General features: G+C 38.4%; 17 protein-coding genes and 1 other RNA gene. 17 read left to right on the top strand and 1 reads right to left on the bottom strand.

The window, feature by feature from the left end; all coding sequences use genetic code 11:
- Positions 1 to 37 precede the first annotated feature (37 nt).
- From ACQKEV_RS12150 to ACQKEV_RS12080, 15 genes are all read left to right on the top strand, one after another.
- Positions 38 to 271 carry a glutaredoxin family protein gene (locus ACQKEV_RS12150; protein ID WP_427446428.1) on the top strand — a complete coding sequence of 78 codons (234 nt, stop codon included), beginning with the start codon at positions 38 to 40 and terminating at the stop codon, positions 269 to 271.
- A gap of 115 nt (positions 272 to 386) precedes the next feature.
- Positions 387 to 1,424: a sugar-binding transcriptional regulator gene (locus ACQKEV_RS12145; protein ID WP_427446426.1), complete on the top strand. Its 1,038-nt coding sequence runs from the start codon at positions 387 to 389 to the stop codon at positions 1,422 to 1,424.
- 12 nt (positions 1,425 to 1,436) lie between these two features.
- Positions 1,437 to 2,444 (top strand): type I glyceraldehyde-3-phosphate dehydrogenase, encoded by a 1,008-nt coding sequence (gap, locus tag ACQKEV_RS12140; protein ID WP_427446424.1) that lies wholly within the window; start codon positions 1,437 to 1,439, stop codon positions 2,442 to 2,444.
- A 124-nt stretch (positions 2,445 to 2,568) separates the two neighbouring features.
- The gene (locus ACQKEV_RS12135) at positions 2,569 to 3,756 is read left to right on the top strand and encodes a phosphoglycerate kinase (protein WP_427446422.1); all 1,188 of its coding nucleotides are present in this window, start codon (positions 2,569 to 2,571) and stop codon (positions 3,754 to 3,756) included.
- Between the two features lie 12 nt (positions 3,757 to 3,768).
- Positions 3,769 to 4,530, top strand: a complete 762-nt coding sequence (gene tpiA / locus ACQKEV_RS12130) for a triose-phosphate isomerase (protein WP_427446420.1) — start codon at positions 3,769 to 3,771, stop codon at positions 4,528 to 4,530.
- A complete protein-coding gene (gene gpmI, locus ACQKEV_RS12125) occupies positions 4,523 to 6,067 on the top strand; it encodes a 2,3-bisphosphoglycerate-independent phosphoglycerate mutase (RefSeq protein WP_427446419.1) in 1,545 nt (514 codons plus the stop codon). Before tpiA ends, gpmI begins: the two co-directional genes overlap by 8 nt.
- Before the next feature lie 2 nt (positions 6,068 to 6,069).
- Positions 6,070 to 7,365 carry a phosphopyruvate hydratase gene (gene eno / locus ACQKEV_RS12120; protein ID WP_269926571.1) on the top strand — a complete coding sequence of 432 codons (1,296 nt, stop codon included), beginning with the start codon at positions 6,070 to 6,072 and terminating at the stop codon, positions 7,363 to 7,365.
- A 381-nt stretch (positions 7,366 to 7,746) separates the two neighbouring features.
- Positions 7,747 to 7,974, top strand: a complete 228-nt coding sequence (secG, locus tag ACQKEV_RS12115; RefSeq protein ID WP_016429075.1) for a preprotein translocase subunit SecG — start codon at positions 7,747 to 7,749, stop codon at positions 7,972 to 7,974.
- Between the two features lie 179 nt (positions 7,975 to 8,153).
- Positions 8,154 to 8,900 carry an alpha/beta hydrolase gene (locus ACQKEV_RS12110; protein WP_427446418.1) on the top strand — a complete coding sequence of 249 codons (747 nt, stop codon included), beginning with the start codon at positions 8,154 to 8,156 and terminating at the stop codon, positions 8,898 to 8,900.
- A gap of 43 nt (positions 8,901 to 8,943) precedes the next feature.
- Positions 8,944 to 11,268, top strand: coding sequence for a ribonuclease R (gene rnr, locus ACQKEV_RS12105; protein WP_427446417.1), 2,325 nt, complete (start codon positions 8,944 to 8,946; stop codon positions 11,266 to 11,268).
- 51 nt (positions 11,269 to 11,319) lie between these two features.
- On the top strand, positions 11,320 to 11,787 hold the full coding sequence (gene smpB, locus ACQKEV_RS12100; RefSeq protein ID WP_016429072.1) for an SsrA-binding protein SmpB: 468 nt from the start codon (positions 11,320 to 11,322) through the stop codon (positions 11,785 to 11,787).
- A 122-nt stretch (positions 11,788 to 11,909) separates the two neighbouring features.
- Positions 11,910 to 12,265: a transfer-messenger RNA gene (ssrA, locus tag ACQKEV_RS12095) on the top strand.
- Positions 12,266 to 12,401: 136 nt separating this feature from the next.
- Positions 12,402 to 13,373, top strand: coding sequence for a tyrosine-type recombinase/integrase (locus tag ACQKEV_RS12090; RefSeq protein WP_427446416.1), 972 nt, complete (start codon positions 12,402 to 12,404; stop codon positions 13,371 to 13,373).
- A gap of 137 nt (positions 13,374 to 13,510) precedes the next feature.
- Entirely contained in the window at positions 13,511 to 13,717 is a 207-nt protein-coding gene (locus tag ACQKEV_RS12085; protein WP_427446415.1) for a hypothetical protein, read from the top strand.
- Positions 13,718 to 13,730: 13 nt separating this feature from the next.
- Positions 13,731 to 14,369, top strand: a complete 639-nt coding sequence (locus ACQKEV_RS12080; protein WP_427446414.1) for a hypothetical protein — start codon at positions 13,731 to 13,733, stop codon at positions 14,367 to 14,369.
- 198 nt (positions 14,370 to 14,567) lie between these two features.
- Here ACQKEV_RS12080 and ACQKEV_RS12075 read toward each other — a convergent pair whose 3' ends face one another.
- Entirely contained in the window at positions 14,568 to 14,747 is a 180-nt protein-coding gene (locus ACQKEV_RS12075; RefSeq protein WP_427446413.1) for a hypothetical protein, read from the bottom strand.
- A gap of 986 nt (positions 14,748 to 15,733) precedes the next feature.
- Between ACQKEV_RS12075 and ACQKEV_RS12070 the strand changes: the two genes are divergently transcribed.
- Positions 15,734 to 16,714 (top strand): hypothetical protein, encoded by a 981-nt coding sequence (locus ACQKEV_RS12070; RefSeq protein WP_427446412.1) that lies wholly within the window; start codon positions 15,734 to 15,736, stop codon positions 16,712 to 16,714.
- Positions 16,715 to 16,932: 218 nt separating this feature from the next.
- On the top strand, positions 16,933 to 17,274 hold the full coding sequence (locus ACQKEV_RS12065; protein ID WP_427446410.1) for a hypothetical protein: 342 nt from the start codon (positions 16,933 to 16,935) through the stop codon (positions 17,272 to 17,274).

The raw sequence follows: 17,274 nt of genomic DNA, 5'->3' as shown, positions 1-17,274 counted from the left end.
ACGGAATCATAATAAAGTTGCGAAAGGAAGCTGTATGATGAAAGTACAATTTTATACGAGACCGAATTGTTCTTTATGCGAGGATGCACGACTGATGCTGGAACTCGTCAAAGAAGATGTGGTATTACATATTGAAGAAATCAATATTGAGGACAATGATGACATCCATGAAAAATTCTTACTTCGTATTCCTGTAATAGAACGTGAAGGAGTAGTTATTCAGGAAGGTCGGGTTGATTATCCGACATTATTAGAGTCGTTTACATCGTAAACGACTTTTTTATTTGCTCTTTTTTAAGAAAAGGAGTATATTAACTATTGAGGTGGGACATAAAAAGATATAGTGGGACAAAAAACGTCCAACCACTTTTCAGAAGGAGAATGCAATGGATCAATTACTAGGAGCACAACAAAAATTGTTGCCGGAAATGACTGCGCTTCTCCAGAAAAGATATCGAGTATTGATGACCATCCAGTTAACAGCCGGAATTGGTCGCAGAGCCCTCAGCGAAATCGTTCATTTAACCGAACGGGAGACTAGAAGAGAGCTAGACATTTTACGGGCACAAGGATTAATACATGTGCTTGCAAATGGAATGGAAATTACACAAGAAGGTAATGATGTTTTAGATAGCTTGAAAAATTTAGTTCACGAGTGGTCTGGTTTAAGTGAACTGGAAAAACAACTTGAGAAGAATTTCAAGTTAAGTCGCGTGATTATCGTGCCTGGAGACAGCGAAAAAGAAAGTCAAGCAAAGTCATTGATTGGTCAAGAAGCTGCAAAGCAACTGGAGCAATTGTCGAAAGAGCGAGACACTGTCGCTGTAACAGGTGGAAGTACAATTGCGGCCATTACGAATCACTTGTCGGTGCATATCAAGCCTAAAAATCTAGTGTTTGTAGCAGCCCGTGGTGGAATCGGGGAAAATGTGGAACTGCAAGCGAATCATATTGCATCTGCATTTGCCGCGCAAGCAAGCGGTACTTCCAGAACACTATATTTACCTGATCATTTAAGCGAAACCGCATATAAGACCATGATAAAAGAGCCTGTCATTAAAGAAATGATGGACTTATATGATCACACAAACATTGTCATTCATGGAATTGGGGATGCAAAAGAAATGGCCAAAAGACGAAACTCGAGTCTTGAGGAACTGGATATTATTTCAGAGAAACAGGCTGTGGGAGAAGCGTTTGGATACTATTTCAACGAACAAGGCAAAGCCGTCCATCGGATTCGTACGGTGGGAATACAATTAAAACAACTGAATCAAGTGAAGCATTTACTAGCAGTAGCAGGTGGAGCATCTAAAGCTTCTGCCATGCTTTCATATTTAAAACACGCACCTCATCAGACCGTTTTGATTACGGATGAAGGTGCAGCGAAAAATTTAACTCAACTTATGAGTAATGAAAACTAGGAGGAACTTTAAATGACTTTAAAATTAGCGATTAACGGATTTGGACGTATTGGACGTGTGGTATTCCGCGAAGCATTACAACGTGACGGAGTGGAAGTAGTAGCAATTAACGACTTAACAGATGCAGCCATGTTGGCGCATTTATTGAAATACGATTCAATTCACGGCGTTTTTGATGCTGATGTTTCTTCTGAAGGTGAATACTTAATCGTTAATGGCAAACAAGTACGTGTATACGCTGAAAAAGATCCTTCAGTATTACCTTGGAAAGAGCTTGAAATCGATATCGTAGTAGAATCAACAGGTATCTTCCGTGATGAAAAGACTGCCGGCAAACATATCGAAGCTGGTGCGAAAAAAGTAATCGTTTCTTCTCCAGGTAAAGGGAATATGCCAACATTCGTTATGGGTGTTAATCATGAGTCTTACAATGCAGAGACTGATAATGTTGTTTCTAATGCATCATGTACGACAAACAGCTTAGCTCCAGTTGCAAAAGTACTTCATGAAAGCTTTGGCATTAAACGTGGAATGATGACAACAATTCATTCATATACAAATGACCAACGTATTTTGGATTTACCACATGAAGATTACCGCCGTGCACGTGCAGCAGCTGAATCAATGATTCCAACTTCAACTGGTGCAGCAGCAGCAGTATCATTAGTTCTTCCTGAATTAAAAGGCAAGTTAGATGGTATGGCAGTTCGCGTACCAACACCAAACGTATCTTTAGTCGATTTAGTAGTTGAACTTGATAAAGACGTTACAACAGAAGAAGTTAATGCTGCATTAAAATCAGCAGCTGATAACGAATTAAATGGTTTCTTGGAATACAATGACTTGCCATTAGTATCTCGTGACTATAACGGCAATGCAGCTTCATCAACAGTTGATGGATTGTCTACAATGGTTCTTGAGAAAAATATGGTAAAAGTATTGTCTTGGTATGACAACGAAACTGGTTACTCTACTCGTTGTATCGACCTTGCATTACACATGGCTAGCAAAGGTTTATAAGACGTTTAAGCTCTTGAGCTAAAGTAGCGAATATTGTCATTAACCTCTATAATAAAGTAGGGTAAAAGGAACGGAGGTACCCTCCGTTCCTTATTTTTTTAATTTTTGGAGGAGGAGATTCTTCATGAAACAAAAACAGACAATGCAACAACTGGATTTAAATGGAAAACGCGTATTTTGCCGGGTGGATTTTAACGTCCCGATGGAAGCTGGCAAAATTACTGATGATACACGTATACGTGCAGCACTTCCAACGATTCAACAATTGATGGAAAAGGGTGCGAAAGTAATTTTGGCGAGTCATATGGGTCGTCCAAAAGGAGAAGTCACTGAAGAGTTACGCTTGACTGAAGTTGGTAAACATTTAAGTGAGCTATTACATAAACCTGTTCTAAAACTGGACGAGTCAGTCGGCACGTCAGTTGAAGAAGCAATTGCCGAAATGGAAGACGGAGACATTGTGTTGCTTGAAAATGTCCGATTCCATAAAGGCGAAGAAAAAAATGATCCAGAATTGGCTGAGCAATTTGCGAAGCTGGCAGATGTGTTTGTAAACGATGCTTTTGGAGCTGCTCATCGCGCTCATGCTTCTACAGAAGGTATTGCAAAACATATTCCTGCAGTTTCCGGCTTATTGATGGAAAAAGAATTGGACGTTCTGGGTAAAGCATTATTTGAACCCGACCGACCATTTACAGCCATTATTGGTGGAGCAAAAGTAAAAGATAAAATCGGTGTAATTGATCATTTATTGGATAAAGTGGACAACCTTATTATCGGTGGAGGCTTATCTTATACATTTTCTAAAGCACAAGGCAATGAGATTGGAAAATCTTTGCTTGAGGAAGACAAAATTGATTTAGCCAAATCATTTATCGATAAAGCAAAAGAAAAAGGCGTGAATTTATTCTTGCCAATCGACGTTGTCGTTGCAAATGAATTTTCAAAAGATGCCGAAACAAAAGTAGTTGCGATCGATGCGATTCCATCGGATTGGATGGGTCTGGATATCGGCCCGAAAACGACTGCTCAGTATGCAGAGGTCATTGCCAATTCGAAGCTGATTATTTGGAATGGACCAATGGGTGTATTTGAAATGTCGCTATTCGCGGAAGGCACGAAAGGTGTGGCTAAAGCGATGGCCGAAACACAAGGGTATACCGTAATCGGTGGTGGCGATTCTGCTGCAGCTGTTGAGAAATTCGATGTCGCTGAAAAAATGGATCACATTTCAACTGGTGGCGGAGCTTCATTAGAGTTTATGGAAGGTAAAGACCTACCTGGTGTCGTGGCACTGAACGATCAAAACTAAGGAGGAATTCTTATGAGAAAACCCATTATTGCTGGCAACTGGAAAATGTATAAAACATTATCTGAAGCAAAACAATTTGCAGAAGAAGTAAAAGGGTTAGCTCCGGATTCTGTGAAAGTAGATACAGTAATTTGTGCACCTGCTCTTTTTCTTGAACAATTGAAGCAAATCGTTTTGAATTCTAACGTACATGTTGGTGCGCAAACGATGCATTATGAAACAGAAGGCGCTTATACAGGAGAAGTCAGTCCTGTTCAATTAGCGGATTTAGGTGTGGAATATGTAATTTTAGGCCATTCCGAACGCCGCGAATACTTTAACGAAACAGACGAAGCCGTGAATAAAAAAGCACACGCAGCGTTCGCTCACTCTTTAACTCCTATTATTTGTGTAGGTGAAACTCTTGAAGAACGTGAAGCTGGAAACACAACTTCTAAAGTTGAAGGACAAGTTGAAAAAGCACTTGCAGGTTTAACGGAAGACCAAGTGAAACAATCGGTCATCGCTTACGAGCCGATTTGGGCAATTGGTACAGGTAAAACTGCGACTTCTGAGAATGCCAATGAAGTATGTGGTGCCATCCGTGCTAAAGTGGAGTCCTTGTATGGAGCATCTGTAGCAGAAGCTATTCGCATCCAGTACGGTGGTTCTGTAAAACCTGAAAATATTGAAGAACTGTTAACGAAGGAGCATATTGATGGTGCTCTAGTAGGTGGGGCAAGCTTACAGCCTTCATCTTTCCTTAAATTGTTGGAGGCTGGTGCCAATGTCTAAATCACCAGTTGCTTTGATAATTCTTGACGGTTTCGCACTGCGTAACGAAGTTTTTGGTAACGCAGTAGCACATGCGAAAAAGCCGAATTTCGATCGCTATTGGAACGAATATTCTCATGCATCGTTAATCGCTTCGGGGAATGCTGTGGGATTACCTGAAGGACAAATGGGTAATTCGGAAGTGGGGCATTTAAATATTGGAGCGGGACGAATTGTTTATCAAAACTTGACTCGTATTCACAAATCGATTGCAGATGGCGACTTTTTTGACAATGCTGCATTCATGGAAGCCATTGCATATGTGAAAGCTCATGGCTCGAAGTTGCATTTAATGGGATTGCTATCAGATGGTGGTGTTCACTCACACTATGAGCATTTGTTTGGTTTATTGATGGTCGCTAAGAAAAATGGTCTAGACGAAGTTTTTGTTCATGGCTTCCTGGATGGTCGTGATGTTGGTCCAACAACTGCAATAGGATATATTGAAGAAACCGAGCGTCAAATGGCTGAAATCGGGATTGGTAAATTTGCTTCTATTAGTGGGCGTTATTATGCAATGGACCGCGATCGCCGCTGGGAAAGAGTGGAGAAAACGTACAGTGCTTTAGTTGACGGAGTTGGGGTTTCAGCTAGTTCTGCTAAAGATGGAGTTCAGTCTTCCTATGATCTTGGTGTGGTAGATGAATTTGTACTTCCGATGGTGATCGAAGAAGAGGGTAAACCGGTAGCGACGATTGATTCACAAGACGCAGTCATTTTCTTTAATTTCAGACCTGACCGTGCGATTCAATTGTCCTCTGTGTTTACCAACCCAACATGTGAAACAACATTTTCAATGAGCGTCAAGCATCCAACAGATTTGAAGTTTGTGACTTTTACTTCTTACAGTGATGAAGTTGTGGCTACCGTTGCTTATGAAAGTGATAACTTAATCAACACAGTTGGGGAAGTTCTTTCAGCAAATGGGAAAACTCAATTACGCATAGCAGAAACTGAAAAGTATCCCCATGTGACTTTCTTTATGAGTGGCGGACGGGAAGAACGATTCCCAGGGGAAGAACGCATTCTCATTAATTCACCACAAGTAGCCACATATGATTTACAACCGGAAATGAGCGCATATGAAGTGACGGAAGCATTGTTGACGGCCATTGAATCCGAGCGTTTTGATGGCATCATTCTGAACTTCGCCAATCCGGATATGGTAGGGCACAGCGGTATGCTTGAACCTACAGTTCGAGCGATTGAAGTAGTAGACGAGTGTTTAGGACGTATTGTCGATGCGCTGCATGCTAAAGGTGGATCGGCCATCATCACAGCAGATCATGGGAATTCGGATGAAGTTTTAACTGTTGAAGGAAGACCAATGACTGCTCATACGACTAATCCTGTTCCAGTAATCGTTACGAAAGCTGGAGTAGAATTACGTAAAGATGGCATTTTAGCCGATTTGGCGCCAACCATGTTACACTTATTAGGAATTAATCTACCACCTGAAATGACAGGTAAAACATTAGTGAAAGCTGAGGAGATTTAAACATGCCAATTATTACACAAGTACAAGCTCGCGAAGTATTGGATTCACGTGGTAATCCCACAATTGAAGTAGAAGTATTTACGGAAAGCGGCGCATTCGGCCGCGCAATCGTACCATCAGGTGCTTCGACTGGTGAACACGAAGCCGTAGAACTTCGTGATGGCGACAAAGGCCGCTACCTTGGTAAAGGTGTATTGAAAGCTGTTGAAAACGTTAACGACATCATTGCAGCTGAAATCGAAGAGAACTTCTCAGTTCTTGACCAAGTTTCAATTGACCAAGCTTTAATCGAACTTGATGGTACTGAAAATAAAGGTAAATTAGGCGCTAACGCAATCCTTGGTGTTTCAATTGCTGCTGCACATGCTGCTGCAGATTACTTGGATATTCCACTTTACCAGTACTTAGGCGGGTTCAACGCGAAACAACTTCCAGTTCCGATGATGAACATCCTAAACGGTGGGGCACACGCAGATAACAATGTTGATATCCAGGAATTCATGGTTATGCCTGTAGGTGCAGAATCTTTCCGTCATGCTTTACGCATGGGTGCTGAAATATTCCACAGCCTGAAATCAGTATTGAAAGAAAAAGGTTTGAACACAGCTGTTGGTGACGAAGGTGGATTTGCACCGAACCTGGCTTCAAACGAAGAAGCTCTTACGACAATTTTAACTGCGATTGAAAAAGCGGGTTATAAGCCTGGTGAAGAAATCTTACTTGCAATGGACGTAGCTTCTTCTGAGTTCTTTAACAAAGAAGATGGGAAATACCACTTGTCTGGCGAAGGCATCGTGAAAACATCTGAGGAAATGGTTGCTTGGTATGAAGAACTTTGCAACAAATACCCGATCGTTTCAATCGAAGATGGCTTGGATGAAAACGACTGGGCTGGTCATAAATTATTGACTGAGCGTCTTGGCGATCGTGTACAATTGGTTGGAGATGACTTATTTGTAACAAACACAACAAAACTTTCAAGAGGGATTGAAGAAGGCGTTGCTAACTCGATCTTAATTAAAGTAAACCAAATCGGTACATTAACAGAAACATTTGATGCAATCGAAATGGCTAAGCGCGCAGGTTATACGACTGTTATTTCACATCGCTCAGGTGAATCTGAAGATGCAACGATTGCGGATATCGCAGTTGCAACAAATGCGGGCCAAATCAAAACGGGTGCTCCATCACGTTCTGACCGTGTTGCAAAATACAACCAATTGCTTCGTATCGAAGATCAATTATATGATACTGCAAAATATTTAGGATTAAAAACGTTCTATAATTTGAAAAAATAATTGCAAAGCCGCACACCGTTTCCATTTAGGTGTGCGGCTTTTTTTCTTTTAGGAAGTCTGAAATTGGAGTTATACCAGATAACACCTTGGTTACCCCAGATAAATAAAGAGTTACCCCAGTTAGGATGCTACCCCAATTAAAAAGTAACCCCATTTAAAATCTATGTAACCCCATTTAACACGCAAGTTACCACAGATTGTTTTAAAATTCCCTGTAAACATAGTAATAGATAGTCTCTTCAATCTTTTCTGCAAGATTCTATTATTTTATCAAATAATCTGACATAATTCGTATTGTATTTCTCTTACCTTATTGTGCTTGTCTCTATTATTTGGTAAAATAGTTCTTGTTGTGATGTTTCTGATCGGGAGGTGGAACAAATGCATGCGTTTTTATTGACTTTACTCGTCATCGTTTCGCTAGCATTAATCGTTGTTGTGTTGTTACAATCAGGGAAAAGTGCAGGTTTATCAGGTGCCATCTCTGGCGGAGCTGAGCAACTTTTCGGGAAGCAAAAAGCAAGAGGTATTGATCTTGTCTTGCACCGTGTAACGATTGTATTAGCCGTATTATTTTTTATACTGGCAATTGCCGTAACAAAATTATAATCAACACATACGAACCGCCTGACCGACTGAATTGGTTAGGCGTTTTCTTATTTCATCAATTGATGGAAAAAGTTGGATGCTTTCATTTATCGATGGAAAAAGTTGGGCGAAATTAATAAAAAAATTATTTAGATACATACTTATTGAATGATGTGTTTTGTAAAGGAGAGGTTTTTTGAATGCGAATCGCGCAACCCAAACCGTTCTTTTTTGAAGCGGGTAAAAGAGCCGTATTGTTATTGCATGGATTTACGGGGAACTCATCGGATGTCCGTATGCTCGGACGTTTTTTAGAAAAGAATGGCTACACATCACTGGCTCCTCACTATAAAGGGCATGGTGTTCCACCGGAAGAATTGATTCAATCTGGCCCTGCTGATTGGTGGAAAGACGTCATGCGTGGTTATGATCAATTGAAGGCTGCTGGGTATGAAGAAATTGCTGTAGCTGGATTATCATTAGGTGGTGTCTTTTCACTGAAATTAGGGTATACCGTTCCTGTAAAGGGAATCGTGACGATGTGCGCGCCAATGTCCATGAAGACAACTGAACTCATGTATGAAGGTGTTTTGAAATATGCGCGTGATTATAAGCGTTATGAAGGAAAAGACACATCCCTTATCGAAGAAGAAGTAGAAGCACTACAAAAGACTTCGATGGATTCACTTCCTGATTTACGAAATCTCGTGTATAACGTTCGTGATCATGTAGACCATGTGTATGCACCACTTTTTGTTGTGCAAGGCCGTCAAGATAGTGTCATTGATGTGGACTCTGCCAATATTATATATAAGCAGGCAGAATCATTTGAAAAGCAGATAAAATGGTATGAACAATCTGGCCATGTAATTACTCTTGATCAGGAAAAAGAACAATTGCACGAAGATATTTTAGAATTTTTACAATCGCTTGACTGGCATGTGTAAAAACGGCCATGCACGCACACGCTGAGAGAAGGAGGGATGAAACATGGAACAATCTTTAGAAGAACAATTATTCACGATATTACGAGAAGAAGATTATAAACCAATGACCGTTCAGGAATTAGAATCAAAACTTGAGCTGGAATATTCCGAGGAATTCAAGGAATTAGTGAAGACGCTTGCCCGCTTGGAAACGCAAGGGGACGTCATCCGTTCAAGATCGAACCGTTATGGACTCCCGCAACAAATGAATTTATTAAAAGGGAAGTTTATCGGACATCCACGCGGATTTGGATTTGTTTCACCGGAAGAAGAAGGTATGGATGATATATTCATTCCACCAACAGAAATCAATGGAGCAATGAATGGAGATACCGTATTAGTGCGGGTATCGAGCTCAAGCTCGGGCGATCGTCGTGAAGGTTCGATTACCAAAATCACGGAACGAGGCATCACAAAAGTGGTCGGGCAGTTCCAGGACAATAAAGGGTTTGGTTTCGTACTTCCGGATGATAAAAAGATTTCCATGGATATTTTCATTGCGAAAGAAGATACACTTGGTGCGATGGAAGGGCATAAAGTAGTTGTAGAAATTACTGGATGGCCAGAAGGTCGTAAATCTGCAACCGGTATGGTGACACAAATCCTTGGTCATAAAAATGACCCTGGTGTCGATATTTTATCCATCATTCATAAGCATGGAATCGAAACGGAATTTCCTAAACCAGTATTGGATCAGGCAAATGCAGTACCTGATGAAATATCTGAAGCTGATCTTGAAGGACGACGTGATCTTCGTAACCAAGTAATCGTAACAATTGATGGAGCAGATGCAAAAGACTTGGATGACGCTGTAACGGTCACTAAGAATGCAGATGGAACATACAAACTGGGTGTTCACATTGCAGACGTCAGTCATTATGTAACGGATGGGTCTCCAATGGATACAGAAGCATATGAACGTGCGACGAGTGTCTATTTGACAGACCGTGTAATCCCGATGCTTCCTCACCGTCTTTCTAACGGAATTTGTTCATTAAATCCAAAAGTGGACCGTCTGACTTTGTCATGCGAAATGGTCATTGATGGCAGTGGGAAAGTCGTGTCACATGAAATATTCCAAAGTGTTATCAAAACAAAAGAACGTATGACTTATACAGATGTTTATAAGATTGTCGAAGAAAAAGATGAAGCACTTCGAGAACGCTACAAAGATTTGGTTCCAATGTTTGAATTGATGGCAGAACTGGCTGATGTTTTACGTCAAAAACGTGCAGACCGTGGTGCAATTGATTTTGATTTCAAAGAATCAAAAATATTGGTGGATGAAGATGGATGGCCGACTGATGTTGTCATTCGAGAACGTACAATCGCTGAACGCCTAATTGAAGAATTCATGCTGGCTGCGAACGAAACGGTTGCGGAACATTTCCATTGGATGGATGTACCGTTCATCTATCGTATTCACGAAGATCCAAAACCTGAAAAACTTCAACGTTTCTTCGAATTCATTACAAATTTCGGTATTGTGGTTAAAGGTTCAGGTAATGAAATACATCCACGTGCTTTGCAGGAAATCGTTGAATCAATCGAGGGATTGCCAGAAGAACCAGTTATTTCAACAATGATGTTACGTTCGATGCAACAAGCGAAGTATAATGCGGAAAGTTTAGGCCATTTCGGGTTATCGACGGAGTACTATACGCATTTCACTTCTCCGATTCGCCGTTATCCCGATTTAATCGTACACCGATTAATTCGAACGTATTTGATTAACGGAGATGTATCGAAACCGACAGTTGCGCATTGGGGAGCAGTAATGGATGAAATTGCTGACCATACTTCTGGACGTGAACGCCGAGCAGTTGATGCAGAGCGTGATACAGAATCATTGAAGAAAGCACAATACATGGCAGATAAGATTGGTGAAGAGTTTGAAGGAATTGTTAGCTCTGTAACGAATTTTGGAATGTTTATCGAACTTCAGAATACAATTGAAGGACTCGTACATGTAAGCAATATGACGGATGATTATTACCGTTTTGATGATCGTCAAATGATGATGATCGGTGAACGTGCAGGAAAACAATTCCGCATTGGGGATGAAGTGACTGTTCGTGTGACATCTGTTAAACCTGAAGAGTCGGCAATTGACTTTGAAATTGTCGGTATGGTCAAAACTTTCAATCGTCCTCCTCGCAAGGAAACGCCAAAAGTTATTCATGCGAAACGAAAAGAAGGTGCAGGGAGAAGTAAATCTTCTTCTGATAAATCATCGCCAGGACCTAAAAAAGGCGTGAATCAAAAGAAAAAGTTTTATGAAGACATTGCCAAGAAAAATAAAAGCAGTCGTAAGCGTAAGAAAAAGTAAGGTAAAGGAGCGGCGGATAGCCGCTCTTTTCAAACAGCGAGGTGTAGACAGATGCCAAAAGGAACTGGGAAAGTGGTTGCGCAGAACAAAAAAGCCAATCACGATTATTTTATTGACGAAACAATTGAAGCTGGAATTGTGCTTCAGGGTACGGAAATCAAATCCGTCCGTAACGGGAAAGTCCAGCTTAAGGATGCATTCGTCCGCATTCGCAACAATGAAGCATGGATTTCGAATATGCATATCAGTCCCTATGAACAAGGAAACCGTTTCAACCATGAACCTTTGCGTTCTCGTAAACTGTTACTGCATAAAAAACAGATCAGTGAATTGATCGGTCTTTCAAAACAAGATGGCTATTCAATCATTCCGATCAAGATGTACATGAAAGATGGCTTTGCTAAAGTGTTAATCGGCATGGGTAAAGGGAAAAAAAATTACGATAAACGCGATGATCTCAAGAAGAAAGAAGCGAAGCGAGACATTGAACGTGCATTCAAATCCCGGAACCAAGATTGATGGTACTTGAAGTTTGACCAATTTTGTCTTATAATAGAGTTACAGCTTTGCCAGATGAACTTTTTGTTCACCCGAACATCCATTTTCATAAAGAGTTAAAAGACTTTATGATTATCCTATAAGGGGACGTTACGGATTCGACAGGGATGGTCTGAGCTTAAGTTGCGCGTCGGAGGGATCGGCTCCGTATCAACGTCATTTTATAATAACTGGCAAAAACCAAAACCTAGCATTCGCAGCGTAAGCTGACAATGTTGCTTGTCTTGACCATCGCCCATGTGGTCCTGTACGAGCTCACTCTTAGTGGGATACGATCGTCGGTGCGACTTGAGCCGCCGAGAAGAGATTTTCAAGTTAGCGCACAAGACGCCCGCTTGTCGGCATAATGCTGCGCGAAACCTCAATAGGCAAGATACACGCGTAGAAGCTTAAGTGTTGGAGTTTCTGGACGCGGGTTCGATTCCCGCCGTCTCCATTTACATGATCTATGTAGGTGTAGTCATATCAACGGTTTTAAGCATATGAGATAAAAATAGGGAAACGAACTTTGAGTGAATTTCCCTACTTTATCACCAATCAATCTTCTAATCATTCTGATTAGGAGGTTTTTTTGTATGGGTAGAAAAAAAGGTGTCTTTGCGATTAATAATGTTGAGGTAGGCACTCATGTAACAAAGTCGGTAAGCGTTAAAAGAGATTCTCTGACAATTGAACAGGCATTAGCCACTGTGATTCAACAAATGAAGGTGTCAGGTAACAGAGAGAGGACAATAAACGATTATCAGTATATCTTTAATCAATTTGTAACTACGAACAACCTTATCTATGTTGAAGACATTAACACAGAAACCATTTACAACTATTTGGATTCATTAAACGTCTCTAATCAAACAAAACTCATAAGACTAAAATCAATTAAAGCAGTATTAGGCAAGTTTTATAACAATGGTTGGTTTAGTAGTCGCTTCTGGAGTTTCATACAAATTAAGATTGATAAGCACGTTAAGAAGGGTGCAAAGGAAAGCGATATAGGCATACTACTTTCACTTTTAGACAAGAACACATTTATTGGTTTTCGTGACACTGTAGCCATCCTCACGCTATTTAAAACAGGTGTACGTATTAGAACGCTTGGTGAAATCAGAGAACGTCATATTGACTTTGATAATCTCTTCCTTAACCTTGATGGGTCAATCATTAAAAATCATAATTTCCTCAAGTTGCCTATTGATAGAGAGTTGGCAGACCTGTTAAAAATCCTTATTAATCAAAACAAATTAATTCGTGAGTTTTACAATGTAGAAAATTCAAATGTCTTTATTACTCAAAATGGATTACCTATTAATGATTCTAAGTCGAGTGCCAATGCAATTACAAAACAACTTCACAAGTATTCTGTAAGGTATGGACTAGAGAATATTAACCCACATTCAATACGTAGAGGATATGCAAAGAACCTATTAGATAAAGGTGCAAACATTGCTCTTATTAGTAAAGCATTAGGTCATTCCGATCTTGCAGTTACTACTCAATATTTAGATTTAGATACAGATGAGGTAGCAAACAACCTTAGAGGGTTCTTGTAATGTTAAATTTTACTTTGTACGTATTTACCTATAATAGATTATATATATATCTTACTCTGTACTATCTGTAATTAATTCTATTTTAATAAAGGAATGAGTAATCTAATCATAGAAAGTAACTCACAGGAGGGATTCATATGAAATCTGGGTCAATGTACGTTGATGAAGGTAAAAAAATTGGTGCTACTAATTATGTCGCAATTGTTCAATTTGATGATGGTGTGATAAGAAATCATTCATTTACAAACTACAGTTATGAAGATGTGTTTAAAGCAATTGTGGAAATATACAAAAGTGAAGAAAATGAAAAGTCAGTGCTGAGAGTTCTAATCGAAAAGAGATGAGGATGGATAACCTATGATAGATAAATATTTAGTATCTAACTGCCTTTTTATCATCGACGAATTTAATGAGAAGTATAAAGATATTAAAACCAAAGAACAACTTAAAATTATTGCTGATACTGAGTATTCAGAAGCAGATATGGTTGTCAGATTAGGCTTTCCATTTCGACATATGGCTACTTTTAATATGCAGGGCAAATCTAAAGAACTTGGAAATGACATTGTAGTTAAGTCTAAGGATTTTAACATAGAAGTAAAACTCCAAAAGAATTACAAGAGTGGTAACGCAAGTTCAAATAGTGCAAATTGGAACGCATTAGAAAAGGATTTCCAATGGCTTTCTAGTGAAATCATTAATGGTAAACAAGGTAATCGTGCTTTTGTGTTGGGATGGTTTAATGCAGTGGATAGATTTAGTCAGATTGTCCAGTTAGGAACAGGAAAAGGTAGTAAGCCATTGATAGATCGAAATAAGATGGATTATTTTCCTTTTCTAAATAAAACGGGAGAATTGACAAAGGATATAACATATATGTACCCGTCTGCGTATACGGTAAGGGAAGTCAATATTTCAGGTTATGCAAATGGGACAATGAAGTGCATGTTTTTAGGGAGTCAAGATGATAAGTTTCACATAGCGATATATTGGTAACTCAATAATTAGAGCGTCCAACTGGACGTTCTTTTTTTCATTTGATTATCTTTATTCTCCACAACGCTCTCAGAGACATTCTAAAAAATGATGTAATATTCGTTAAGCCAAATTTGAACGCTCTGAGAGCATTCTACGTATTGATAAATTGATTCTGAGAGGTCGTTTAACTGTCAGATGAAATTCACAAATGATTTATTAATCTTGAGGTGTATCAAACACATGATACTCTTCCAACTTTTCTAATATTTTTTCAACATCTTCTTTGCTCATTTTTAATTCTTTAAATACAGATGGATGACATCTTTCAATATTAATTTTCCAATTTGGACTAGGTTGATGCAACCATTCAGCAAAACTCATTGAATAATTTTTCATTTTGATAACCTCCATTTTGGTTTAAGATTGCCATTTGAAAATAGGTTATACATCAATTGGAAATTAATTTCAGCAGAAAAAATATTTCAAAGGGATTCTTCGGACACTATCCACTATGATAATTGGTAATGTTCACAATTTGGACACATTTGAAGAGGTCAGACCACTAAAACGCATTTTTGGGAAGAGGTCAATATTTATCCCAATTATACGAGTTAAAAAGACGATTTCGACTTCATTCGACAAATTCTGCCAAGGACAGAAAGGTGAGGGGACTTTTTTTAAGTCATCAAAAATGAGATTTTGAGTGTTTCAAATGGCAATCCAAATTGTGAAATATACAACTGGAAATTAAATTTGGCAGAAAAAATATTTCAGAGGGAAAATTGGTATTCTATCGACTATGTGAATTGGTAATTGTCACAATTTAGACACAAATTAGAAAACTCAAAGACAGAAACTACGAAGTTTTGACCCTAGAAGTGGTACTAGATATATGAGGGGATCTTTTTCAAGTCACTCAAATATTCACTAATTACAAAAATGGAAATTAAAATAGACGAAAAATTTATTTCAGAGGTAAAATACGAACTTCATTGAACCTGTTCACTTCCAATTGTCACAATTTAGACACATTTAAGAGTTGCTTGTGGCAGAAAATACGCAGTTTTTGCCATGCAAGGACACGAATGATAGTGAGGGGATATTTTCTTAAAACTGATTACACGGAAAACCCCCAATAAAAGTGCCTAGAAGTGGTACTAGTTAAGTATAGAGACTTATTTGAAATTTAGAGTGACGGAAAAACGTATTAAATACCCCGTTTTCAAGGCTAGGGATATGAGGGGATAAAATTTATTATAATTTGCTATTGATAAAAGTCGATTTTATGTATATAGAGAGTAGTGTAAGGACTTATTTGGAAATAAAAGTAGTTGCTGTCCTTCGGGACAAGCAAAGTAAATCATAGAACAGGAGAATCAAATATGAAATTTAAAGAAAAGATTGAAGCACATCAAGAGGGTAAGTATGATTTCGCTGCTGAATTATTACAGTTAGCACAATCGGAAATAACCAGAACGGAATTAAGTTATATTAAACGTGAATATCCATATTTCGATCAGCAAGCGAATGATGTAGATTATGTTACATTTTATCATTGGCGACCAAAATATTTTGTCAAAGAAGATAAACCTGAGTTTCATGTAGCCATAAAACTTAAAATTATATTAGAGCGACACGCTAAAAAACCAAAAAGAATTAAACGTCAATTACAATCAGATGACTATGAATTACATGATATGTATACCTTGCTTACTCGAATTGGTTATCACATTCATGTTGATGATTTTGACAAGATTACACCTAAAATGTTGAAACGCATAAAGAAACTAGCAACTGAATCTGAACATGATGAATTTATGGCAGGATATAAAAAATACATGCAAATACTTCCTAGAATTAAACGTGAGCAAAAACAATACTATGATGAAATTTCACCATTAATATTGGAAACATTGTATGAAGTTTTGCTAAAGGTTAATCTTGAACGAACAGATGACGAGATTATAGGATTTATAACAATATCGACCAAGAACCGCATATATAGAAAATTAAATAAGTTACTTCAAACAAAAGTAGTAAATCGTAATGGTGAAAAATATTGGATTAACAAAGTCGATGTAAAATTTAAAAATGTAAACATCGACAAAATGCTGAGAATCAATGAAGAGAAATTAACTAATAATCAAATGTTCTTTTATGATAAATTAAAGACGTTAATTCAAAAAGAACTAGATGTAAAAAATCCAATTCCGTTTGTAATCGACAAGGATAATAATTTTATAGACATCAACAAACGCTACTTTGCAAAGAAGATGGAAATAGAAGAATCAGCATTTAAGAAACGATTAAAACGATTACAAGATAAAAGAGATAAAGATTTCTTTGCTAAAATGGCAAAATAAAAACGTCACACTTTATGTGTATAATTAGGTTAAGTGTAGGGGTTAAAATAGTGCAACTATTTTCTGGTTTGGCTATTAAGGAGAGTCAAGACTCCACCCCAATTATTTGCCATTATAGTTTCATTCATTTAGGATTCTCGCCTCCATGAGAATCCTTTTTCTTATGCTTATTAATCAAATATTTTAATACATCAAATCTTAAAAAAGGTGGTCATGAAATGACACAAGTTACAAGTTACGCTTATTACAAATTACAAACGTATGCTATTGGTTCTTGGAAGTACCTTGAAGTCCAGAAAGCAGATGGTACTCCTATCAAACGCTTTGCAGTGGCAGACGGTTTAACAATTACACAAGTTGGTCAGTCAATTGAATATCAAATAATCATTAGCGGTTCAAACGCTTTATTCACAGGTCAGTCAGTTGCTAAGTCAGTTATTTTTGATGTTGCAACAGGTGGTCAACCAATCGCAATAGAAACATTTACAGAATTTACTTTCGCTGCGAGTGAAGATCAATTAACAATCAAACATACCATACAGATTCCACAAGTAGTTTAG

It is taken from the genome of Paenisporosarcina sp. NPDC076907 (assembly GCF_050269735.1).
In the GTDB taxonomy this organism is placed as follows: domain Bacteria; phylum Bacillota; class Bacilli; order Bacillales_A; family Planococcaceae; genus Paenisporosarcina.
The sequence above is the reverse complement of the archived record's forward strand: the minus strand, read 5'-3'. Positions and strand labels throughout refer to the sequence as shown.